Annotated in this window: 14 protein-coding genes; 8 read left to right on the forward strand and 6 right to left on the reverse strand. The window is 64.3% G+C overall.

Annotation, left to right across the window (positions count from 1 at the left end):
* Positions 1-177: 177 nt before the first annotated feature.
* Together tuf and ABMC89_RS09130 are read right to left on the reverse strand one after the other, a co-directional pair.
* Positions 178-1,353: an elongation factor Tu gene (tuf, locus tag ABMC89_RS09125; RefSeq protein WP_349567360.1), complete on the reverse strand. Its 1,176-nt coding sequence runs from the start codon at positions 1,351-1,353 to the stop codon at positions 178-180.
* Positions 1,354-1,478: 125 nt separating this feature from the next.
* On the reverse strand, positions 1,479-2,069 hold the full coding sequence (locus tag ABMC89_RS09130; protein ID WP_349567402.1) for a hypothetical protein: 591 nt from the start codon (positions 2,067-2,069) through the stop codon (positions 1,479-1,481).
* Between the two features lie 122 nt (positions 2,070-2,191).
* Between ABMC89_RS09130 and ABMC89_RS09135 the strand changes: the two genes are divergently transcribed.
* The gene (locus ABMC89_RS09135) at positions 2,192-3,550 is read left to right on the forward strand and encodes a cytochrome P450 (protein ID WP_349567404.1); all 1,359 of its coding nucleotides are present in this window, start codon (positions 2,192-2,194) and stop codon (positions 3,548-3,550) included.
* A 3-nt stretch (positions 3,551-3,553) separates the two neighbouring features.
* Here the strand turns inward: ABMC89_RS09135 and ABMC89_RS09140 are convergent, their stop codons facing one another.
* From ABMC89_RS09140 to ABMC89_RS09150, 3 genes are all read right to left on the reverse strand, one after another.
* The gene (locus tag ABMC89_RS09140) at positions 3,554-4,696 is read right to left on the reverse strand and encodes a M48 family metallopeptidase (RefSeq protein WP_349567406.1); all 1,143 of its coding nucleotides are present in this window, start codon (positions 4,694-4,696) and stop codon (positions 3,554-3,556) included.
* Positions 4,693-5,925 carry a DUF898 family protein gene (locus ABMC89_RS09145; RefSeq protein ID WP_439655660.1) on the reverse strand — a complete coding sequence of 411 codons (1,233 nt, stop codon included), beginning with the start codon at positions 5,923-5,925 and terminating at the stop codon, positions 4,693-4,695. The genes ABMC89_RS09140 and ABMC89_RS09145 overlap by 4 nt, the downstream gene beginning before the upstream one ends.
* A 79-nt stretch (positions 5,926-6,004) precedes the next feature.
* Positions 6,005-8,308, reverse strand: a complete 2,304-nt coding sequence (locus ABMC89_RS09150) for a DNA topoisomerase IV subunit A (RefSeq protein ID WP_349567410.1) — start codon at positions 8,306-8,308, stop codon at positions 6,005-6,007.
* 200 nt (positions 8,309-8,508) lie between these two features.
* Here ABMC89_RS09150 and ABMC89_RS09155 point away from each other — a divergent pair, with 200 nt between their 5' ends.
* From ABMC89_RS09155 to ABMC89_RS09180, 6 genes are all read left to right on the forward strand, one after another.
* Positions 8,509-9,108, forward strand: a complete 600-nt coding sequence (locus tag ABMC89_RS09155; protein WP_349567412.1) for an SH3 domain-containing protein — start codon at positions 8,509-8,511, stop codon at positions 9,106-9,108.
* Positions 9,109-9,178: 70 nt separating this feature from the next.
* Positions 9,179-10,003, forward strand: coding sequence for an SDR family oxidoreductase (locus ABMC89_RS09160; RefSeq protein ID WP_349567414.1), 825 nt, complete (start codon positions 9,179-9,181; stop codon positions 10,001-10,003).
* A gap of 61 nt (positions 10,004-10,064) precedes the next feature.
* The gene (locus ABMC89_RS09165; protein WP_349567416.1) at positions 10,065-10,262 is read left to right on the forward strand and encodes a twin transmembrane helix small protein; all 198 of its coding nucleotides are present in this window, start codon (positions 10,065-10,067) and stop codon (positions 10,260-10,262) included.
* Between the two features lie 4 nt (positions 10,263-10,266).
* The gene (locus ABMC89_RS09170) at positions 10,267-10,839 is read left to right on the forward strand and encodes a cob(I)yrinic acid a,c-diamide adenosyltransferase (RefSeq protein WP_349567418.1); all 573 of its coding nucleotides are present in this window, start codon (positions 10,267-10,269) and stop codon (positions 10,837-10,839) included.
* 229 nt (positions 10,840-11,068) lie between these two features.
* The gene (locus ABMC89_RS09175) at positions 11,069-11,827 is read left to right on the forward strand and encodes an electron transfer flavoprotein subunit beta/FixA family protein (RefSeq protein WP_349567420.1); all 759 of its coding nucleotides are present in this window, start codon (positions 11,069-11,071) and stop codon (positions 11,825-11,827) included.
* On the forward strand, positions 11,827-12,753 hold the full coding sequence (locus tag ABMC89_RS09180; RefSeq protein ID WP_349567422.1) for an electron transfer flavoprotein subunit alpha/FixB family protein: 927 nt from the start codon (positions 11,827-11,829) through the stop codon (positions 12,751-12,753). The genes ABMC89_RS09175 and ABMC89_RS09180 overlap by 1 nt, the downstream gene beginning before the upstream one ends.
* A 76-nt stretch (positions 12,754-12,829) precedes the next feature.
* Here ABMC89_RS09180 and ABMC89_RS09185 read toward each other — a convergent pair whose 3' ends face one another.
* Positions 12,830-13,654, reverse strand: coding sequence for a DUF6473 family protein (locus ABMC89_RS09185; protein WP_349567424.1), 825 nt, complete (start codon positions 13,652-13,654; stop codon positions 12,830-12,832).
* 157 nt (positions 13,655-13,811) lie between these two features.
* Here ABMC89_RS09185 and ABMC89_RS09190 point away from each other — a divergent pair, with 157 nt between their 5' ends.
* Positions 13,812-14,687, forward strand: coding sequence for a 3-hydroxybutyryl-CoA dehydrogenase (locus ABMC89_RS09190; RefSeq protein ID WP_349567426.1), 876 nt, complete (start codon positions 13,812-13,814; stop codon positions 14,685-14,687).
* Positions 14,688-14,766: the final 79 nt, after the last annotated feature.

A 14,766-nucleotide genomic window follows, 5' to 3' on the forward strand; every position in this document is an offset into this window, starting at 1 on the left:
GTGATCATTGCCTGTCGGAGGCCATGCGCCTTCGGTATCTCCCATTGCGTTCTGCGCGCGCCGCAAATGCCAAGGGCCGCCCCCTGCGGGGCGGCCCTTGTTTGTTGCAACCGGTTTGTCTTCCTGCGCTTTCGCAGCCTTGCTTGCAGCAAGGCGCCGTCGCGCGGGAAGAGCGGCTTATTCCGTGATCTTCGACACCACGCCCGCGCCGACGGTGCGGCCGCCTTCGCGGATCGCGAAGCGCAGGCCCTGCTCCATCGCGATCGGTGCGATCAGCTCGACGTCGAACTTCAGGTTGTCGCCGGGCATGACCATTTCAGTGCCCTCGGGCAGCTGGACCGTGCCGGTGACGTCTGTTGTCCGGAAGTAGAACTGCGGACGGTAGTTCGCGAAGAACGGCGTGTGACGGCCACCCTCTTCCTTCGTCAGGATGTAGGCCTCGGCCTCGAACTTCGTGTGCGGGTTCACCGACTTCGGCTTGCACAGAACCTGACCGCGCTCGACGCCGTCACGCTCGATACCGCGCAGCAGAACGCCCACGTTGTCGCCCGCTTCACCGCGGTCCAGCAGCTTGCGGAACATCTCGACGCCTGTGCAGGTCGTCTTCTTGGTGTCGCGGATGCCCACGATTTCCAGTTCGTCGCCGACGTTCACAACGCCACGCTCGACACGGCCGGTCACAACCGTACCACGACCCGAAATCGAGAACACGTCCTCGACCGGCATCAGGAACGGCTGGTCCACGGCGCGCGCGGGCGTCGGGATGTATTCGTCAACGGCGGCCATCAGCTTGCGGATCGACTCTTCGCCGATCTCCGGATCGGTGCCGTTCATCGCCGCCAGAGCGGAGCCGGGGATGATCGGAATGTCGTCGCCGGGGTACTCGTAGGAGGACAGCAGCTCGCGGATTTCCATTTCGACGAGTTCCAGCAGCTCTTCGTCGTCAACCTGGTCAACCTTGTTCATGTAGACGACCATGTAGGGAATGCCGACCTGACGGCCGAGCAGGATGTGCTCGCGCGTCTGGGGCATCGGGCCGTCGGCCGCGTTCACAACCAGGATCGCGCCGTCCATCTGCGCCGCACCGGTGATCATGTTCTTCACATAGTCCGCGTGGCCGGGGCAGTCGACGTGCGCGTAGTGACGGCTCTCGGTCTCGTATTCCACGTGCGCGGTCGAGATCGTGATCCCGCGCGCTTTCTCTTCGGGCGCGCCGTCGATCTGGTCGTAGGCACGGAAGTCGCCGAAGTACTTCGTGATCGCCGCCGTCAGCGTCGTCTTGCCGTGGTCAACGTGACCGATCGTGCCGATGTTTACGTGCGGTTTCGTGCGTTCAAACTTTGATTTTGCCATGGGGGCGCCCTTCCAAATTCATGAGGACCCTGTGCAGGCCCGGATTCCATATGGCGCGCGGCATAGTTGGTCTGGCGGGCGAAATCAAGCGCGTCTTGCGCAAGCAACGCTATTTGCGCGCCCGCTCACCCTTCGACGGCAGCAGGCTCTTCTTCCGTCGCGGTTGCAACGGGCGCGCTGCCGAACCAGCCCTCTTCCTCGTTGCGCCTGACCAGATAGGTTTCGATCTGTTTCACGGCGTTCTGGCTGAGGTTCTTGAACTGCTCTTCGGCGGACTTCGTATAGCCCGATCCGACAAGCGGCCCCTGGTCGAGCGACTCGATCACGGTGAGCTGGTGCGCCTTCTCGGTCAGCTTCTTGTTCTTCGCATCATCCCAGACCGACAGGCGGATGATCATTGCCGATTTCGGCGCAGCGACCACCGGCACACCGGGCGGTGCAAGGAAATAGCTCTCGATCGAAATGCCGAAATGATAGAGCCCGGTCCCCTCGTAGCGTGCGAAACGCTCGTCGACGGCCTCTTTCAGCATCCGCTCCATCAGCGCCTTGTCCAACTCGCGCCCCAGCGGGACTTTCTGCGTCTTGGGTGTGACGACAATATTGTGGCCCAGCTTGAAATCGCCCAGCGGCACTGCCGGATCATCGAGGTCGGACGCCCCGTTACAGGCTGTCAGCAGTCCTAGAAGCAGCATCGCCGCTACGGTTTTCTTCCACATGCTCGGGCACCCTTCGGCTGTATCCTGCCTGTTTGGGTATCCCATGGCCGTCCGCCGCGCAACGCGCGGATGGCGGCACGCGAAAGTTTGCGATGCCCCGCCTGCGATCTATCTTTTAGGGTGTGAGCATCAAGAGCCCCTCTTTTCCCGTCCGTGTGCCGCTGCTAACGCGTGATCCGGGCCTGCTGCGCAGCATCTCGCTGGCGCGCGACAACATCCTGTCGATCATTCCCGCCGCAGCGCTGGAAGAGCCCATCGTCACCGGACGCACCGGCAAGCGCTGGCATATGGTGATGGAGCCGAAATCGATCCGCCGCGTGCTGATCGAACGGCTGGACAGCTATCCCAAGTCGGACGTCACCAAATCGCTGCTGTCCCCCGCCATTGGCGAATCGCTTTTCATCGCCGAAGGCAGCCATTGGCGCTGGCAACGGCGTGCGGCTGCCCCGGCCTTTGCACACCGCGCCATCCGCGACCTCGGCCCGGTGATGAGCGCGGCCGCCGCCGCCTGTTGCGACCGTATCGCGCAGGCGGGACCGCGCGCGGTCAACATGGCCGACGAGATGGTCGCAACCACCTTCGACGTGATCGCAGACGTCACTTTTTCCGAAGACGACACGCTGGACCGCGCCGCCGTGCACCGGGCCATCGACGAATACATCAACGCGGCGGGCAAGATCAGCGTGCTGGACGTGCTGGGCCTGCCCGACTGGCTGCCGCGTGCCGGGCGCGCGGCCTCGATCAGTCAACTCGACCAGACGAAACGCGCGGCAGATGAAGCGATTGCCCGCCGCCACGCACGGGGGCCACGGCAGGTGCCGGACCTTCTGGACCACCTGCTGGCCGCCGAAGACCCCAAATCGGGCCGCGCGATGACCACGCCCGAGCTGCGCGACAACCTGCTGACCTTCATTGTGGCCGGGCATGAAACAACGGCCCAGACGCTGGCCTGGGCGCTTTATCTGATGGGGTTCGACACCGAAACCCAAGCCCGCGCGCGGGCCGAGGCGCAGGCGGCGCTGGGGGGCCGTACCGCCACGGCGGACGATCTAGAGGCGCTGCCGCTGGTCCGGCAGATCATCGACGAGACGCTGCGCCTCTACCCAGCGGGGGGATTGCTGTCGCGGACCGCAAGGGCCGATGACACGCTCTGCGGCACGCGCATACGGCCCGGCGAGACGGTGATGATCCCCGTTTACGCACTGGGCCGTCACCGTGCCCTCTGGAACGATCCCGACCGGTTCGACCCCTCCCGCTTTGCCGAGCGCAGCCGCATCGACCGTTTCGCCTATCTGCCGTTCGGGGATGGCCCGCGCGTCTGCATCGGCGCGTCCTTCGCCCTTCAGGAGGCGGTCATCATCCTTGCCACGCTGCTGTCGCGCTTTCGCTTTGACGCGGTACGCGGCCGCACGCCCGAACCGAAGATGATCCTCACCCTGCGCCCCGAGGGCGGCGTGTGGATGACCGCAACGCCGGTCTAGCCCCTAGTCGCAGACCGATTTCAGCGCCCGCCATTGCGCGTCTGTCAGGATATCGCCGTAGTCCGCCTGCGGATCGGCAGCGGCGCGCGCGGCGGCGATCCGGCTGGTCAGTGTCGGGTGGCTGACGAAATGGGACACGACGCCTTCGGTATCGCCGTATCTGTTGCGCAACCGCTCGAACATGTCGCCCAGCGCGGCAGGGGACACGCCCGCGCGTTCAAGCGCGCCGTAGGCGAAGACATCCGCGCCCGCCTCGGCGCCCTGCGCGTATTTCGCGCTGATCAGGCGTTCGGTCAGAAACAGCACCACCGCACCGCCCGCGAAATCGCCGAACATCAGCCCCAGTATCCCGATGGACCCCGCCGAGCGCAGCGCGTGCCGGGTCGGATCGCGGTTCACCACATGGCCCAGTTCGTGCGCCATCACCGCGGCGACCTCGTTGGGGCTTTCGGCGGCGTCGATCAGGCCGCGAAAGAACACCACGAACCCGCCGGGCAGCGCGAAGGCGTTGACCATCTCGTGATCCAGAACGAAAACCGACAATTCGGTATCCGTAGCGCCCCCTGCCCCCAGCGTGGCCAGCATCGCGTCGAGCGCGGCAAGGCCCTCTTCGTTCTGGCAGGTCGCCAGCGGGGGCAAGGCCGATCCGGCAAGCGCCTGCCGGATCTGCTCGAAGGTCGCCTCGCCCAATGCGCGCTCGCCGGCGGGGGGCACAAAGACCGCCAGACGGTCGGCCAGCGCGGGGATCAGAAAGCCGATCTGGAGGCTGACCGCCGCCACCGCCGCCACGGCCCAGCCGGCCAGCCGCCGCCGGCCTTTCGGCGGTGCGGGGCGGCGCAGGTTCGGCATATGGCGCGTGATGTCGGCATCGTGCAGGTGCAGCCGCGCCAGCGGATCGGCGGTCCAGCGCAGGATCATCCGGTCGCGGCCCGCCACGTCCTCGACCGCCCGGATTTCCAACAGGGGCCAGACCACATCCGCCGCCCCCGCGCGCGCGATAACGAGCGCTCCGGCAGGCACATCCACCCGCAGCAGCACCGAGCGGGGCAGCGGCGCGTCGCCGTCGAAATAGGTCGCGTCATGGACGCGGGCCTGCACAGGCACCGGCGGCGGCTGGTGCGGTGGCGGATCGGGGGGCAGGGTCATATGGCAGCCCCCAGATCCAGCGCCTCGGCAAAGCCTTCTGCCTCGGCGAATTCATCGCGGGCGCGTTGGCTGACCTGCGCCAGCCCCGCCACATTCACCAGCGCCAGCGTGATTGCCATATGGCGCATCAGCGGGAAGGTGACAAAGACCTGATGCAGCACGCTCCACAACAGGAAAACGCTGAGGTAGGCAAACCCGAGCAAGCCGACAGACAGCCAGCGCGGCAGCGCCCCCAGCGGGTCCGCCGTGCCGATCTGCGCCTCCAGAAAGGCGTCCGGCCCCAGCAGGCCAAGGGCCAGCAGGACCAGGGCGACCACACCGAAAAACAGGATCGTATAGGCGATCGTCGTGCCCACCGCATAGATCACCGACACCCGCAGGCCGTTCAACTCCGAGCTCAGGCGCACCCCGTCCGCCACCTTGTGATTGGCCAGTATGCGCTTGCTGACAAACCGGTAGTGCACCGCGCCGTAGATCAGCAGCACGGCAATCGGCAGGACAAGGAACAGGCGCGCGGGGCGGTCCCAGTCACCGGGTATGAACCGGAAATCGACCACCGCCCCGATGTTGGTGAAAAGATCCGACAGCCCGTCCCCCGCCAGCGGTATCACGGGCCTGAACCACAGAACCCACGCCGCCCAGAGGACCAGCAGGCCAACACCTGCGATGAAGGGCCGCGCCGCACGGTAGAGCATCCACCACCGCCCCTCCTGCACCAGACGCGCGGAGCCGAACACGGTGCGGTCGGTCTTGTATTTTTCCAGCCAGAAGGTCATGCGCGGCCACAGGATACCCAGCGAACAGATCGTCACCAGCCAGTGGATCATCGCGCGCCACGCGTACCCCCACGCCCCCGGCTCCAGCCCGAAGCGCACGCCGCGCCAGCGGGTGCGCGCCAGCACGTAGCGCCGCGCGCGGTACTGCGCGAAAAACCACAGCGGAATCACACCCAGAAAGCTGGCCATGTACCCCAGAGAGGCGCTTTGGAAGACCGAGAAGCTGACGAACATCAGCACGAGGTTCACCAGCCCGATGTAGAATGTCAGGATCACCACGGCGATGAAAAACCCCAGCAGCTTTTCCCACGGATCGCCGGTATATTCCATCGCGTGACCGCCGGGGCGGATCGCGGACCAGTACCACCGGCGCAGGCGTGTTTTCATCCAGAAACGGTAGAAGCCGAGCGTCAGGATCGTCCAGAAGCCGGTCTTGATCGCCAGCCAGAACAGCGCCGAGCGGTTGCCGACAAACCAGACATCAAGCCCGTGTTCGGGCAGTCGCGGCGGTGCGCCGACCGCCGGAGCCGTTTCAGGTAAAGACGTTGTCACGCGGGAAGCCCCGTGGTGCCATACGGCCCGCCGACGCCCGCTTGCCGGTCCATTCCGCCAGATCGGTCTCGGTGCGCGTGCGCCCTGCCGGGTCGAGCCAGCTGAGCCCGTCGGCACGGGTAAAGGTCGTCACGTCAGACAGCCCGCCGTCCTTGTATTTCTGCAGCCGCACGCCCTTGCCGCGGCCCATTTCCGGCAATTCGTCCAGACCGAACACCAGAACCTTGCGGTTCTCGCCCACGGTCGCCACGCTGTCACCGCTGACGGGTTTGCAGACCAGCGCGCGGGTGTCGCCGCGCACGTTCAGCACCTGCTTGCCGCTGCGCGTCTGCGCGACCACCTCGGCCTCCGGCACGATAAACCCGTCCCCCGCCGAGGACGCCACGATCAGTTTGCCCTCGGGGTTGTGGATGAAGAGCGACACGATCTGCGCCTCGTTGGGCAGATCGACCATCAGGCGCAGCGGCTCGCCCATGCCGCGCCCGCCCGGCAGGTTGGCCGCAGACACCGTGTAGAACCGCCCGTTCGATCCGAACACCAGCAGGCGGTCGGTGGTATGGGCGTGGAATATGAACCGCGGCCCATCGCCATCCTTGAACTTCAACTCGCGGTCGAGGTCGATATGGCCGTTCATCGCGCGGATCCAGCCCATCTCGGAACAGACGACCGTGATCGGCTCGCGGTCGATCATTGCCTCCAGCGGCACTTCCTCGATCTCGGCGGCTTCCTCGATCAGGGTGCGGCGCGCGCCACCGGCATAGTCCTTGCCGAACTGCTTTTTCGTGGCACGCAACTGGTCGGTGATGCTGTCCCACTGCAGCGTCTCGCTTTCCAGCAGGTCTTCGAGGCCCGCGCGTTCTTCCATCAGCTCGGACTGCTCGCGCAGAAGCTCCAGTTCTTCGAGGCGGCGCAGACTGCGCAGGCGCATGTTCAGGATCGCCTCGGCCTGGGTCTCGCTCAGCTCTCCGTCGCCGGGGGGCGGCGTGACGTAATCCTTTTCGTCCATCGCGCGGACGTGGTCGCGGCCCCAGTCCTCGCGCATCAGCGCGGCCTTGGGATCGTCGTCGTAACGGATGATGTCGATGACGCGGTCGAGGTTCAGGAAGGCGACGATGAACCCTTCGAGCACTTCCAGACGGTGGTCGATCTTGGCCATCCGGTGGCGCGACCGGCGCACCAGCACATCGCGGCGGTGGTCGAGGAAGGCGCGCAGCACCTCCTTCATCGAACAGACGCGTGGCGTGACGCCGTCGATCAGCACGTTCATGTTCAGCGAGAACCGCACCTCCAGATCGGTGGCGCGGAACATCATGCTCATCATCACCTCCGGATCCACGTTCTTCGAGCGCGGCTCTAGCACCATGCGCACGTCTTCGGCGCTTTCGTCGCGCACATCCGCCAGAACCGGTATCTTCTTGGTCTGGATGGCCTCGGCGATCTTCTCGATCAGTTTGGACTTCTGCACCTGATAGGGGATTTCGGTCACGACGATCTGCCACTGGCCACGGCCCAGATCCTCGACCTCCCATTTCGCGCGCAGGCGGAAGCCGCCCTTGCCGGTGCGGTAAGCGGTCGCGATGTTCTCTGGCGGCTCGACGATCACGCCGCCGGTGGGGAAATCAGGGCCGGGTACGTAGTTGAGCAAGGTATCATCGTAGCAGTCGGGTTTCTTGATCAGATGAATGCAGGCATCGCACAGCTCGGCGATGTTATGCGGCGGGATATTGGTCGCCATGCCGACCGCGATGCCGGACGATCCATTCGCCAGCAGGTTCGGGAACTGCGCGGGCAGCACCACGGGTTCGGTCAGCCGTCCGTCATAGTTGTCGCGGAAATCCACGACATCCTCGCCCAGACCCTCCAGCAGCGCCTCGGCCACGGCGGTCATCCGCGCCTCGGTATAGCGGCTGGCCGCCGGGTTATCGCCGTCGATGTTGCCGAAGTTGCCCTGCCCGTCGACCAGCGGGTAGCGGACGTTGAAATCCTGCGCCAGACGCGCCATCGCATCATAGATCGCGGCATCGCCGTGGGGGTGGAAATCCCCCATCGTGTCGCCGCTGATCTTGGCGGATTTCAGAAAGCCGCCGGTCGAATTCAGCCGCAAGCGGTTCATCGCATAGAGAATCCGGCGGTGGACCGGCTTCAGCCCGTCGCGCGCGTCGGGCAGCGCGCGGTGCATGATCGTCGACAGCGCATAGGTCAGGTACCGGTCGCCCAGCGCGCGGCGCAGGGGTTCGGACATATCGGCAAAGCCGGTGCTTTCGGGATCGGTCGTATCAGCCATGCAGACTGCATATCGCCGCCGCCGCGCCCCCACAAGGACCGGAATGCCCGATCACGCGCGGCGCGGTCCTGTTTGTGGCAGATATGTGATGCGTCAACTTTCTTCCTTTTTCCCCTAAAAAGGAATCACCGCATTTGGTATTGAAACAAAAGGGTGTGGTACAGCGTTGTACTACAAATGATCTGCCGGGGTATTCTTTCATGAAAACGTTCATTGTTCTGACATTCGCATTTCTGGGCTTTGCCCTCTACGAAATGAGCGGCGGAGAGGATTTCCAGCCCGCGAGCGCACGCGCCGAGGCTCCTGCCCCCGTGGCAGAACCGGTCCAAGTCGCTGCCGCGCCTTCGCGGACCGAAACAGACGGACCCAATGCCAACGTGATCACAACTGCGGACGAGACACCGGCAGTGACCCGCGTCTCGCTGAACCTGACAAATGTCACCGAGGCTGCTCCCGCTGCCACCCAGACCACCGCGCCGGAGGCGCAGCCGGCGACCTTCAACGCGGGCACGATCACCGACAGCACCGAAACCCCGCAGATCATCCTGCCCAGCCTGATCGCCACGTCGCCACGGACCGAAACCGCGCTGAACGGCTCTGTCGGGGATGTGCGCATCGTGTCGGGCAACCGGGTCAACGTGCGCGGCGGGCCATCCACCGACTACGGCGTGGTGGGCAAGCTTGCGCGCGGCGACGAGGTCCGCGTGATCGAGGACAACGGCAACGGCTGGGTCCGGATGGAATCGCTCGACACCGGCGAAGAAGGCTGGATGGCCGATTTCCTGCTCACATCGGGCTGATTTGCACGGGCCGATTGCCAAAGCGGCCTAAAACGCGCATGGGAGGCCTCGAAACTTCGGGGCCTTTTTCATGTCAGAACGTGCGATCCTCATCACCGGCTGTTCCTCGGGTATCGGCTATGCCGCCGCACACGGGCTGCGGGCACGCGGCTGGCGCGTCTTCGCCTCCTGCCGTCAGGAGCTTGACTGCGCCAACATGCGCAGCGAAGGCTTCGAAAGCCCGCGCATCGATTACACCGACGCCGACAGCATCATCACCGGTCTGGCGGACACGCTCGAAGCGACGGGCGGGCGGCTGGACGCGCTGTTCAACAATGGCGCACATGCCACTCCCGGCGCGGTCGAGGATCTGCCGACAGAGGCCCTGCGCGATATTTTCGAGGCGAATTTCTTTGGCTGGCACACACTGACCCGCGCGGTGATCCCGGTGATGCGCGATCAGGGCCACGGGCGCATCGTGCAATGCTCATCGGTGCTGGGGCTTGTCGCCTACCCGTGGCGCGGTGCCTATACGGCGACGAAATTCGCCCTCGAGGGGCTCACGGATACGCTGAGGCTGGAAATGCGCGGCACGGGCGTGGTGCCGATCCTGATCGAACCCGGCCCGATCACCACCCGGTTCCGCCACAACGCGATCGCCCATTTCGAACGCTGGATCGATTGGGAAAACTCGGCCCGCGCCGAGCAATACGAGACCCAACTGGCGCAACATCTCTACAACGATCACAAGGCGAAGTTTGAACTGCCGCCCGAAGCTGTCGTAAAGAAACTTGTCCACGCGGTCGAAAGCCGCCGCCCGCGCCCGCGCTATTACGTCACCACACCGACGCATGCGGCGGGGCTGCTGCGGCGGATGCTGTCCACAAGGGCGCTCGACAGGCTGGCTGGCAGATAAAGAATTTGCACTCACGGCTCGGACCGCTACATCGCGGCCCAGCCAACCCCAGGAGTATTACATGGCCGACGCGTTTTTCATTCTCGTCATCATTTCGGTTCTTGCCGTGGTGGTGGTTCTCATGTTCGGGCTGGGCGGCTTCGCCAAAGGCGGCAAGTTCAATCGCGAGAATTCGAACAAGCTGATGCGCCTGCGCCTGATCACGCAGTTCATCGCGGTCTGCCTGATCGCAATCTACGTCTTTTTCATCAGGGGCTGAGCAGATGGTCGTTCTCAACAAGATCTACACCCGCACGGGCGACAAGGGCGATACCGCACTGGGCAACGGCGCACGCGTGGCCAAACACGACGTGCGCGTCGAAGCCTACGGCACAGCGGACGAGTTGAACTGTTTTGTCGGCGTCGCGCGCCTGCACGCCACCAAGGAAACCGACGACGCGCTGTCGCGCATCCAGAACGACCTGTTCGATCTGGGGGCCGATCTGTGCCGCCCCGACATGGAAAAGGACGCCGAGGCGGAGTATCCCCCCCTGCGCATGACCGATGCGCAGGTCGACCGGCTGGAGGCCGAAATCGACCTGATGAATGCCGAACTCGAACCGCTGCGCAGCTTTATCCTGCCCGGTGGCAGCGAGCTGTCCGCGCATCTGCACGTCTGCCGCACCGTCGCGCGCCGCGCCGAACGGCTGGCCACGGAACTTGCCCTGAATGAAACTGTCAATGCCGCCGCCGTGCGCTATCTTAACCGGTTGAGCGACTGGTTCTTCGTGGCCGCACGCATGGCAAACGACAGTGGGCGCAAGGACGTGCTCTGGGTGCCTGGCGCCAACCGCTAGGCCGCTCGCGCCTCTGCGCCATCTCGTCGCACAAAGGCCGGGATGCCCGCGGGTGAATTGGTCACGAAATAATCTTGCTATTTCCGCCCGAAGATTATTGTTACGTGACGTGTCCGGACCGCCGTAAGGCGATTTTTCCCTGTTTTGGCCGGTCACGCTTCGGTAGACAGGGCGCAGATTCAACGATCCGGGGGTCTCCCCCGAGTCGCAAACAAGGAGAGAAACGCTCATGAAGGTGCTCGTACCTGTCAAACGCGTGATCGACTATAACGTGAAAGTCCGTGTCAAAGCGGACGGTTCCGGTGTCGATCTCGCCAACGTGAAAATGTCCATGAACCCGTTCGACGAAATTTCCGTCGAGCAGGCGATCCGCATGAAAGAGGCCGGTCAGGTCGATGAAGTCGTCGTCGTGTCCATCGGCGTCAAGCAAAGCCAGGAAACCCTGCGCACCGCTCTGGCCATGGGTGCCGACCGCGCGATCCTGATCGTCGCCACCGACGACGTGCACAACGACATCGAACCGCTGACCGTTGCGAAAATCCTCAAGGCCGTCGTCGAAGAGGAACAGCCCGGTCTGGTGATCTGTGGCAAGCAGGCGATCGACAACGACATGAACGCGACCGGCCAGATGCTGGCGGCCCTTCTGGGCTGGAGCCAGGCCACCTTTGCCTCCGAAGTGGAAATCGACGGCGACAAGGCGAAAGTCACCCGCGAGGTTGACGGCGGTCTGCAAACCATCGAGGTCGCCATGCCGACGGTCGTCACCGTGGACCTGCGCCTGAACGAACCGCGCTACGCCTCCCTGCCCAACATCATGAAGGCGAAGAAAAAGCCGCTGGATGAAAAGACACCCGCCGACTACGGCGTCGAGGTGAAGAACCGTCTCGAAATCGTCAAGACCGAAGAGCCGCCGGAACGCTCCGCCGGGATCAAGGTTGAGTCCGTGGACGAACTGGTGGCGAAACTTAAAGAGAAGGGCGTTGTATAATGGCTGTTCTACTCCTTGCAGAAGTCAATGACGGCGAACTGGCGATGGACGCCACCGCCAAGGCCGTAACCGCAGCCAAGCAGCTGGGCGAAGTGACCGTGCTCTGCGCGGGCGGCTCTGCTGCCGCAGCGGGTGAAGCCGCCGCGAAGATCGACGGCGTGTCGAAGGTTCTGGTTGCCGAAGACGACAGCCTTGGCCACCGTCTGGCGGAATCCACAGCGGCGCTGATCGTGTCGCTGGCTGGCGACTACGACCACATCACGGCGCCCGCGACCACGGACGCCAAGAACGTGATGCCCCGCGTGGCGGCCCTGCTTGACGTGATGATGATCTCCGACGCCTCCGGCGTTGTGGACGCGGATACGTTCGAGCGTCCGATCTACGCGGGCAACGCGATCCAGACCGTGAAATCTTCCGACGCCAAGAAGGTCATCACCTTCCGCGGTGCGTCCTTTGACGCGGCTGGCGACGGCGGCTCCGCCTCGGTCGAAACCATTTCGGCTGCCGAAAACCCCGGTCTCAGCACATGGGTCGAGGACAAGCTGGCCGAAAGCGACCGTCCCGAACTCACCTCCGCAGGCGTTGTCGTCTCCGGTGGTCGCGGTGTCGGCTCGGAAGAGGATTTCGCCCTCATCGAGAAGCTCGCGGACAAGCTCGGCGCCGCCGTTGGCGCGTCGCGCGCGGCTGTCGACAGTGGCTACGCCCCGAACGACTGGCAGGTTGGCCAGACCGGCAAGGTCGTCGCACCCGAGCTCTATGTCGCCGTCGGCATCTCCGGTGCGATCCAGCACCTCGCGGGCATGAAAGACAGCAAGATCATCGTCGCGATCAACAAGGACGAAGAGGCCCCGATCTTCCAGGTGGCGGATTACGGCCTCGTGGCCGACCTCTTCGAAGCCGTGCCAGAACTGACCGAAAAGCTCTGACAAGGGTTTCCCCGAAGAACGACCGAAGGCCCGCCGGTTCCGGCGGGCCTTTCGCGTTTCACCACCCGCCGCCCCGTCAGGGCAGCATGTCGAGAACCGGCAGCAGCGCACGCGCCACACGGCGGTGCAGCTCCGGCCCCGGCACCCGCGCGGCGGCTGCTTCTTCGAGCGGCGAGAAATGCTTGCCCTCCCGCTCCGCGTCGCCGCCTGTTTCGGCAAAGGGCACATGCACCCGCGCGACATAGAGCGGCGCCAGCGCATCCAGCATGGCCCGCGTCACGAAACGCGGCGCTGCGGTCGGGCCGGCCACGCATTGCACCGGCGGCGCAGCCTCCGCCAGCCACAGCAGGACCACAGGCCCGTCGATCCGCTTCAACAGATGCTCCATCCGTCGCAGCCCCCCGCGTTGCAGATGCTTGCGCACCACATCGAACCGGCCCGGATCGCACCGCTGCAGCGTGGCAATCAGATGCTGCGTGAAGGCGACCGCGGTAAAATCAACCTCCGGATACAGCCGCTGCAACACAGGATGCGCCGCCAGGAAACGGTCGTTCCGGCGCGGATGTACGCTGTAGAAACGGTTGCTGAAGTTCACCGCCCCCGGCACCTCGATCACCGTCACGCGCGCGCCCTGCGCCGCCTGTGTCAGAACAGGATCCGTATGGAACAGATCCGGCCCCGCATGGCACTGGCCGAAATTGACCGACGGAAATCCTGTCAGATGTTCAACCAGCAGCGGAAAGGGCTGTTCGATGAAGCGCCCGAAGGTCAGCATACCGCCCAGAAATGCGGTATAGGGCCCTTCCAGCCGCCGTTCGGGCCCACGAAAGTTCAACTTGGACGTACCATACCGGCACGTCAAATAGTCAAGAGCCGGAGGCCCCAGCACATCAAAGGTCATCACACCCACCTCATTTTCACCCAGCTGAACAATGCTGCGCGCGCGGTTGTGATTCGGTTAAACGCGCAAATCTTGGAAAGTTTTGCGCGCCTGCGGCCCTTGCGGCATCCCGCCGCTCCGTCCTAGAGTGGCGCGAAATGTGAAAGGGCGTAGAAACATGGACATCCGGACAATCGGTATCGTCGGGGCCGGTCAGATGGGCAACGGCATCGCGCATGTGATGTCGCTCGCGGGGTACGAGGTGCTGCTGAACGATGTCAGCGATGACGCACTGAGCCGCGCGATGGAAACCATGCGGGGCAACATGTCGCGTCAGGTCGGACGTGGCAAGATTTCCGAAGAGGACATGCAAGGCGCGCTCGACCGCATCAGGACGACTTCGAAACTGACCGATCTGGGCCCATCGGACCTGATCATCGAGGCCGCGACCGAACGCGAAACGGTCAAGCAGGCGATTTTCGAGGATCTTCTGCCCCACCTGAAACCCGAAACGATCCTGACCTCCAACACCTCCTCGATCTCGATCACGCGGCTGGCGAGCCGGACGGACCGGCCCGAAAAATTCATGGGCTTCCATTTCATGAATCCCGTGCCGGTCATGCAGCTTGTCGAACTGATCCGCGGGATCGCCACCGACGAAGAGACCTTCGATGCCTGCAAGGCCGTGGTGGACAAACTGGGCAAGACCGCCGCCTCGGCCGAGGATTTTCCCGCCTTTATCGTCAACCGGATCCTGATGCCGATGATCAACGAGGCCGTCTATACGCTCTATGAGGGCGTGGGATCGGTGCAATCCATCGACAGCTCGATGAAGCTGGGGGCAAATCACCCCATGGGTCCGCTGGAACTGGCCGATTTCATCGGTCTCGATACCTGCCTTGCGATCATGAACGTGCTGCACGACGGGCTTGCCGATACCAAGTACCGCCCCTGCCCGCTGCTGACGAAATACGTTGAAGCGGGCTGGCTGGGCCGCAAATCCCAGCGCGGTTTCTATGACTACCGTGGGGATGTGCCCGTTCCGACGCGCTGACCGGCGCGCGGGCGGATGCCGGGGAGCAGCCGCCGCCCTCGGCACCCCATGGACAGGACCGAACCGGGGCCGGAAGAAA

This window comes from Sulfitobacter sp. HNIBRBA3233 (genome assembly GCF_040149665.1).
GTDB classification, from domain to species: Bacteria; Pseudomonadota; Alphaproteobacteria; order Rhodobacterales; family Rhodobacteraceae; genus Sulfitobacter; species Sulfitobacter marinivivus.

Bases quoted from the DNA above. Each gene is read 5' to 3' on its own strand.
- ABMC89_RS09155 (WP_349567412.1), top strand. From the start codon at position 8,509: ATGAAAACGTTCATTGTTCTGACATTCGCATTTCTGGGCTTTGCCCTC.
- ABMC89_RS09180 (WP_349567422.1), top strand. From the start codon at position 11,827: ATGGCTGTTCTACTCCTTGCAGAAGTCAATGACGGCGAACTGGCGATG.
- ABMC89_RS09140 (WP_349567406.1), bottom strand. From the start codon at position 4,696: ATGACCCTGCCCCCCGATCCGCCACCGCACCAGCCGCCGCCGGTGCCT.
- ABMC89_RS09170 (WP_349567418.1), top strand. From the start codon at position 10,267: ATGGTCGTTCTCAACAAGATCTACACCCGCACGGGCGACAAGGGCGAT.
- ABMC89_RS09165 (WP_349567416.1), top strand. From the start codon at position 10,065: ATGGCCGACGCGTTTTTCATTCTCGTCATCATTTCGGTTCTTGCCGTG.
- ABMC89_RS09185 (WP_349567424.1), bottom strand. From the start codon at position 13,654: ATGACCTTTGATGTGCTGGGGCCTCCGGCTCTTGACTATTTGACGTGC.
- ABMC89_RS09150 (WP_349567410.1), bottom strand. From the start codon at position 8,308: ATGGCTGATACGACCGATCCCGAAAGCACCGGCTTTGCCGATATGTCC.
- ABMC89_RS09175 (WP_349567420.1), top strand. From the start codon at position 11,069: ATGAAGGTGCTCGTACCTGTCAAACGCGTGATCGACTATAACGTGAAA.
- ABMC89_RS09160 (WP_349567414.1), top strand. From the start codon at position 9,179: ATGTCAGAACGTGCGATCCTCATCACCGGCTGTTCCTCGGGTATCGGC.
- ABMC89_RS09130 (WP_349567402.1), bottom strand. From the start codon at position 2,069: ATGTGGAAGAAAACCGTAGCGGCGATGCTGCTTCTAGGACTGCTGACA.
- tuf (WP_349567360.1), bottom strand. From the start codon at position 1,353: ATGGCAAAATCAAAGTTTGAACGCACGAAACCGCACGTAAACATCGGC.
- ABMC89_RS09190 (WP_349567426.1), top strand. From the start codon at position 13,812: ATGGACATCCGGACAATCGGTATCGTCGGGGCCGGTCAGATGGGCAAC.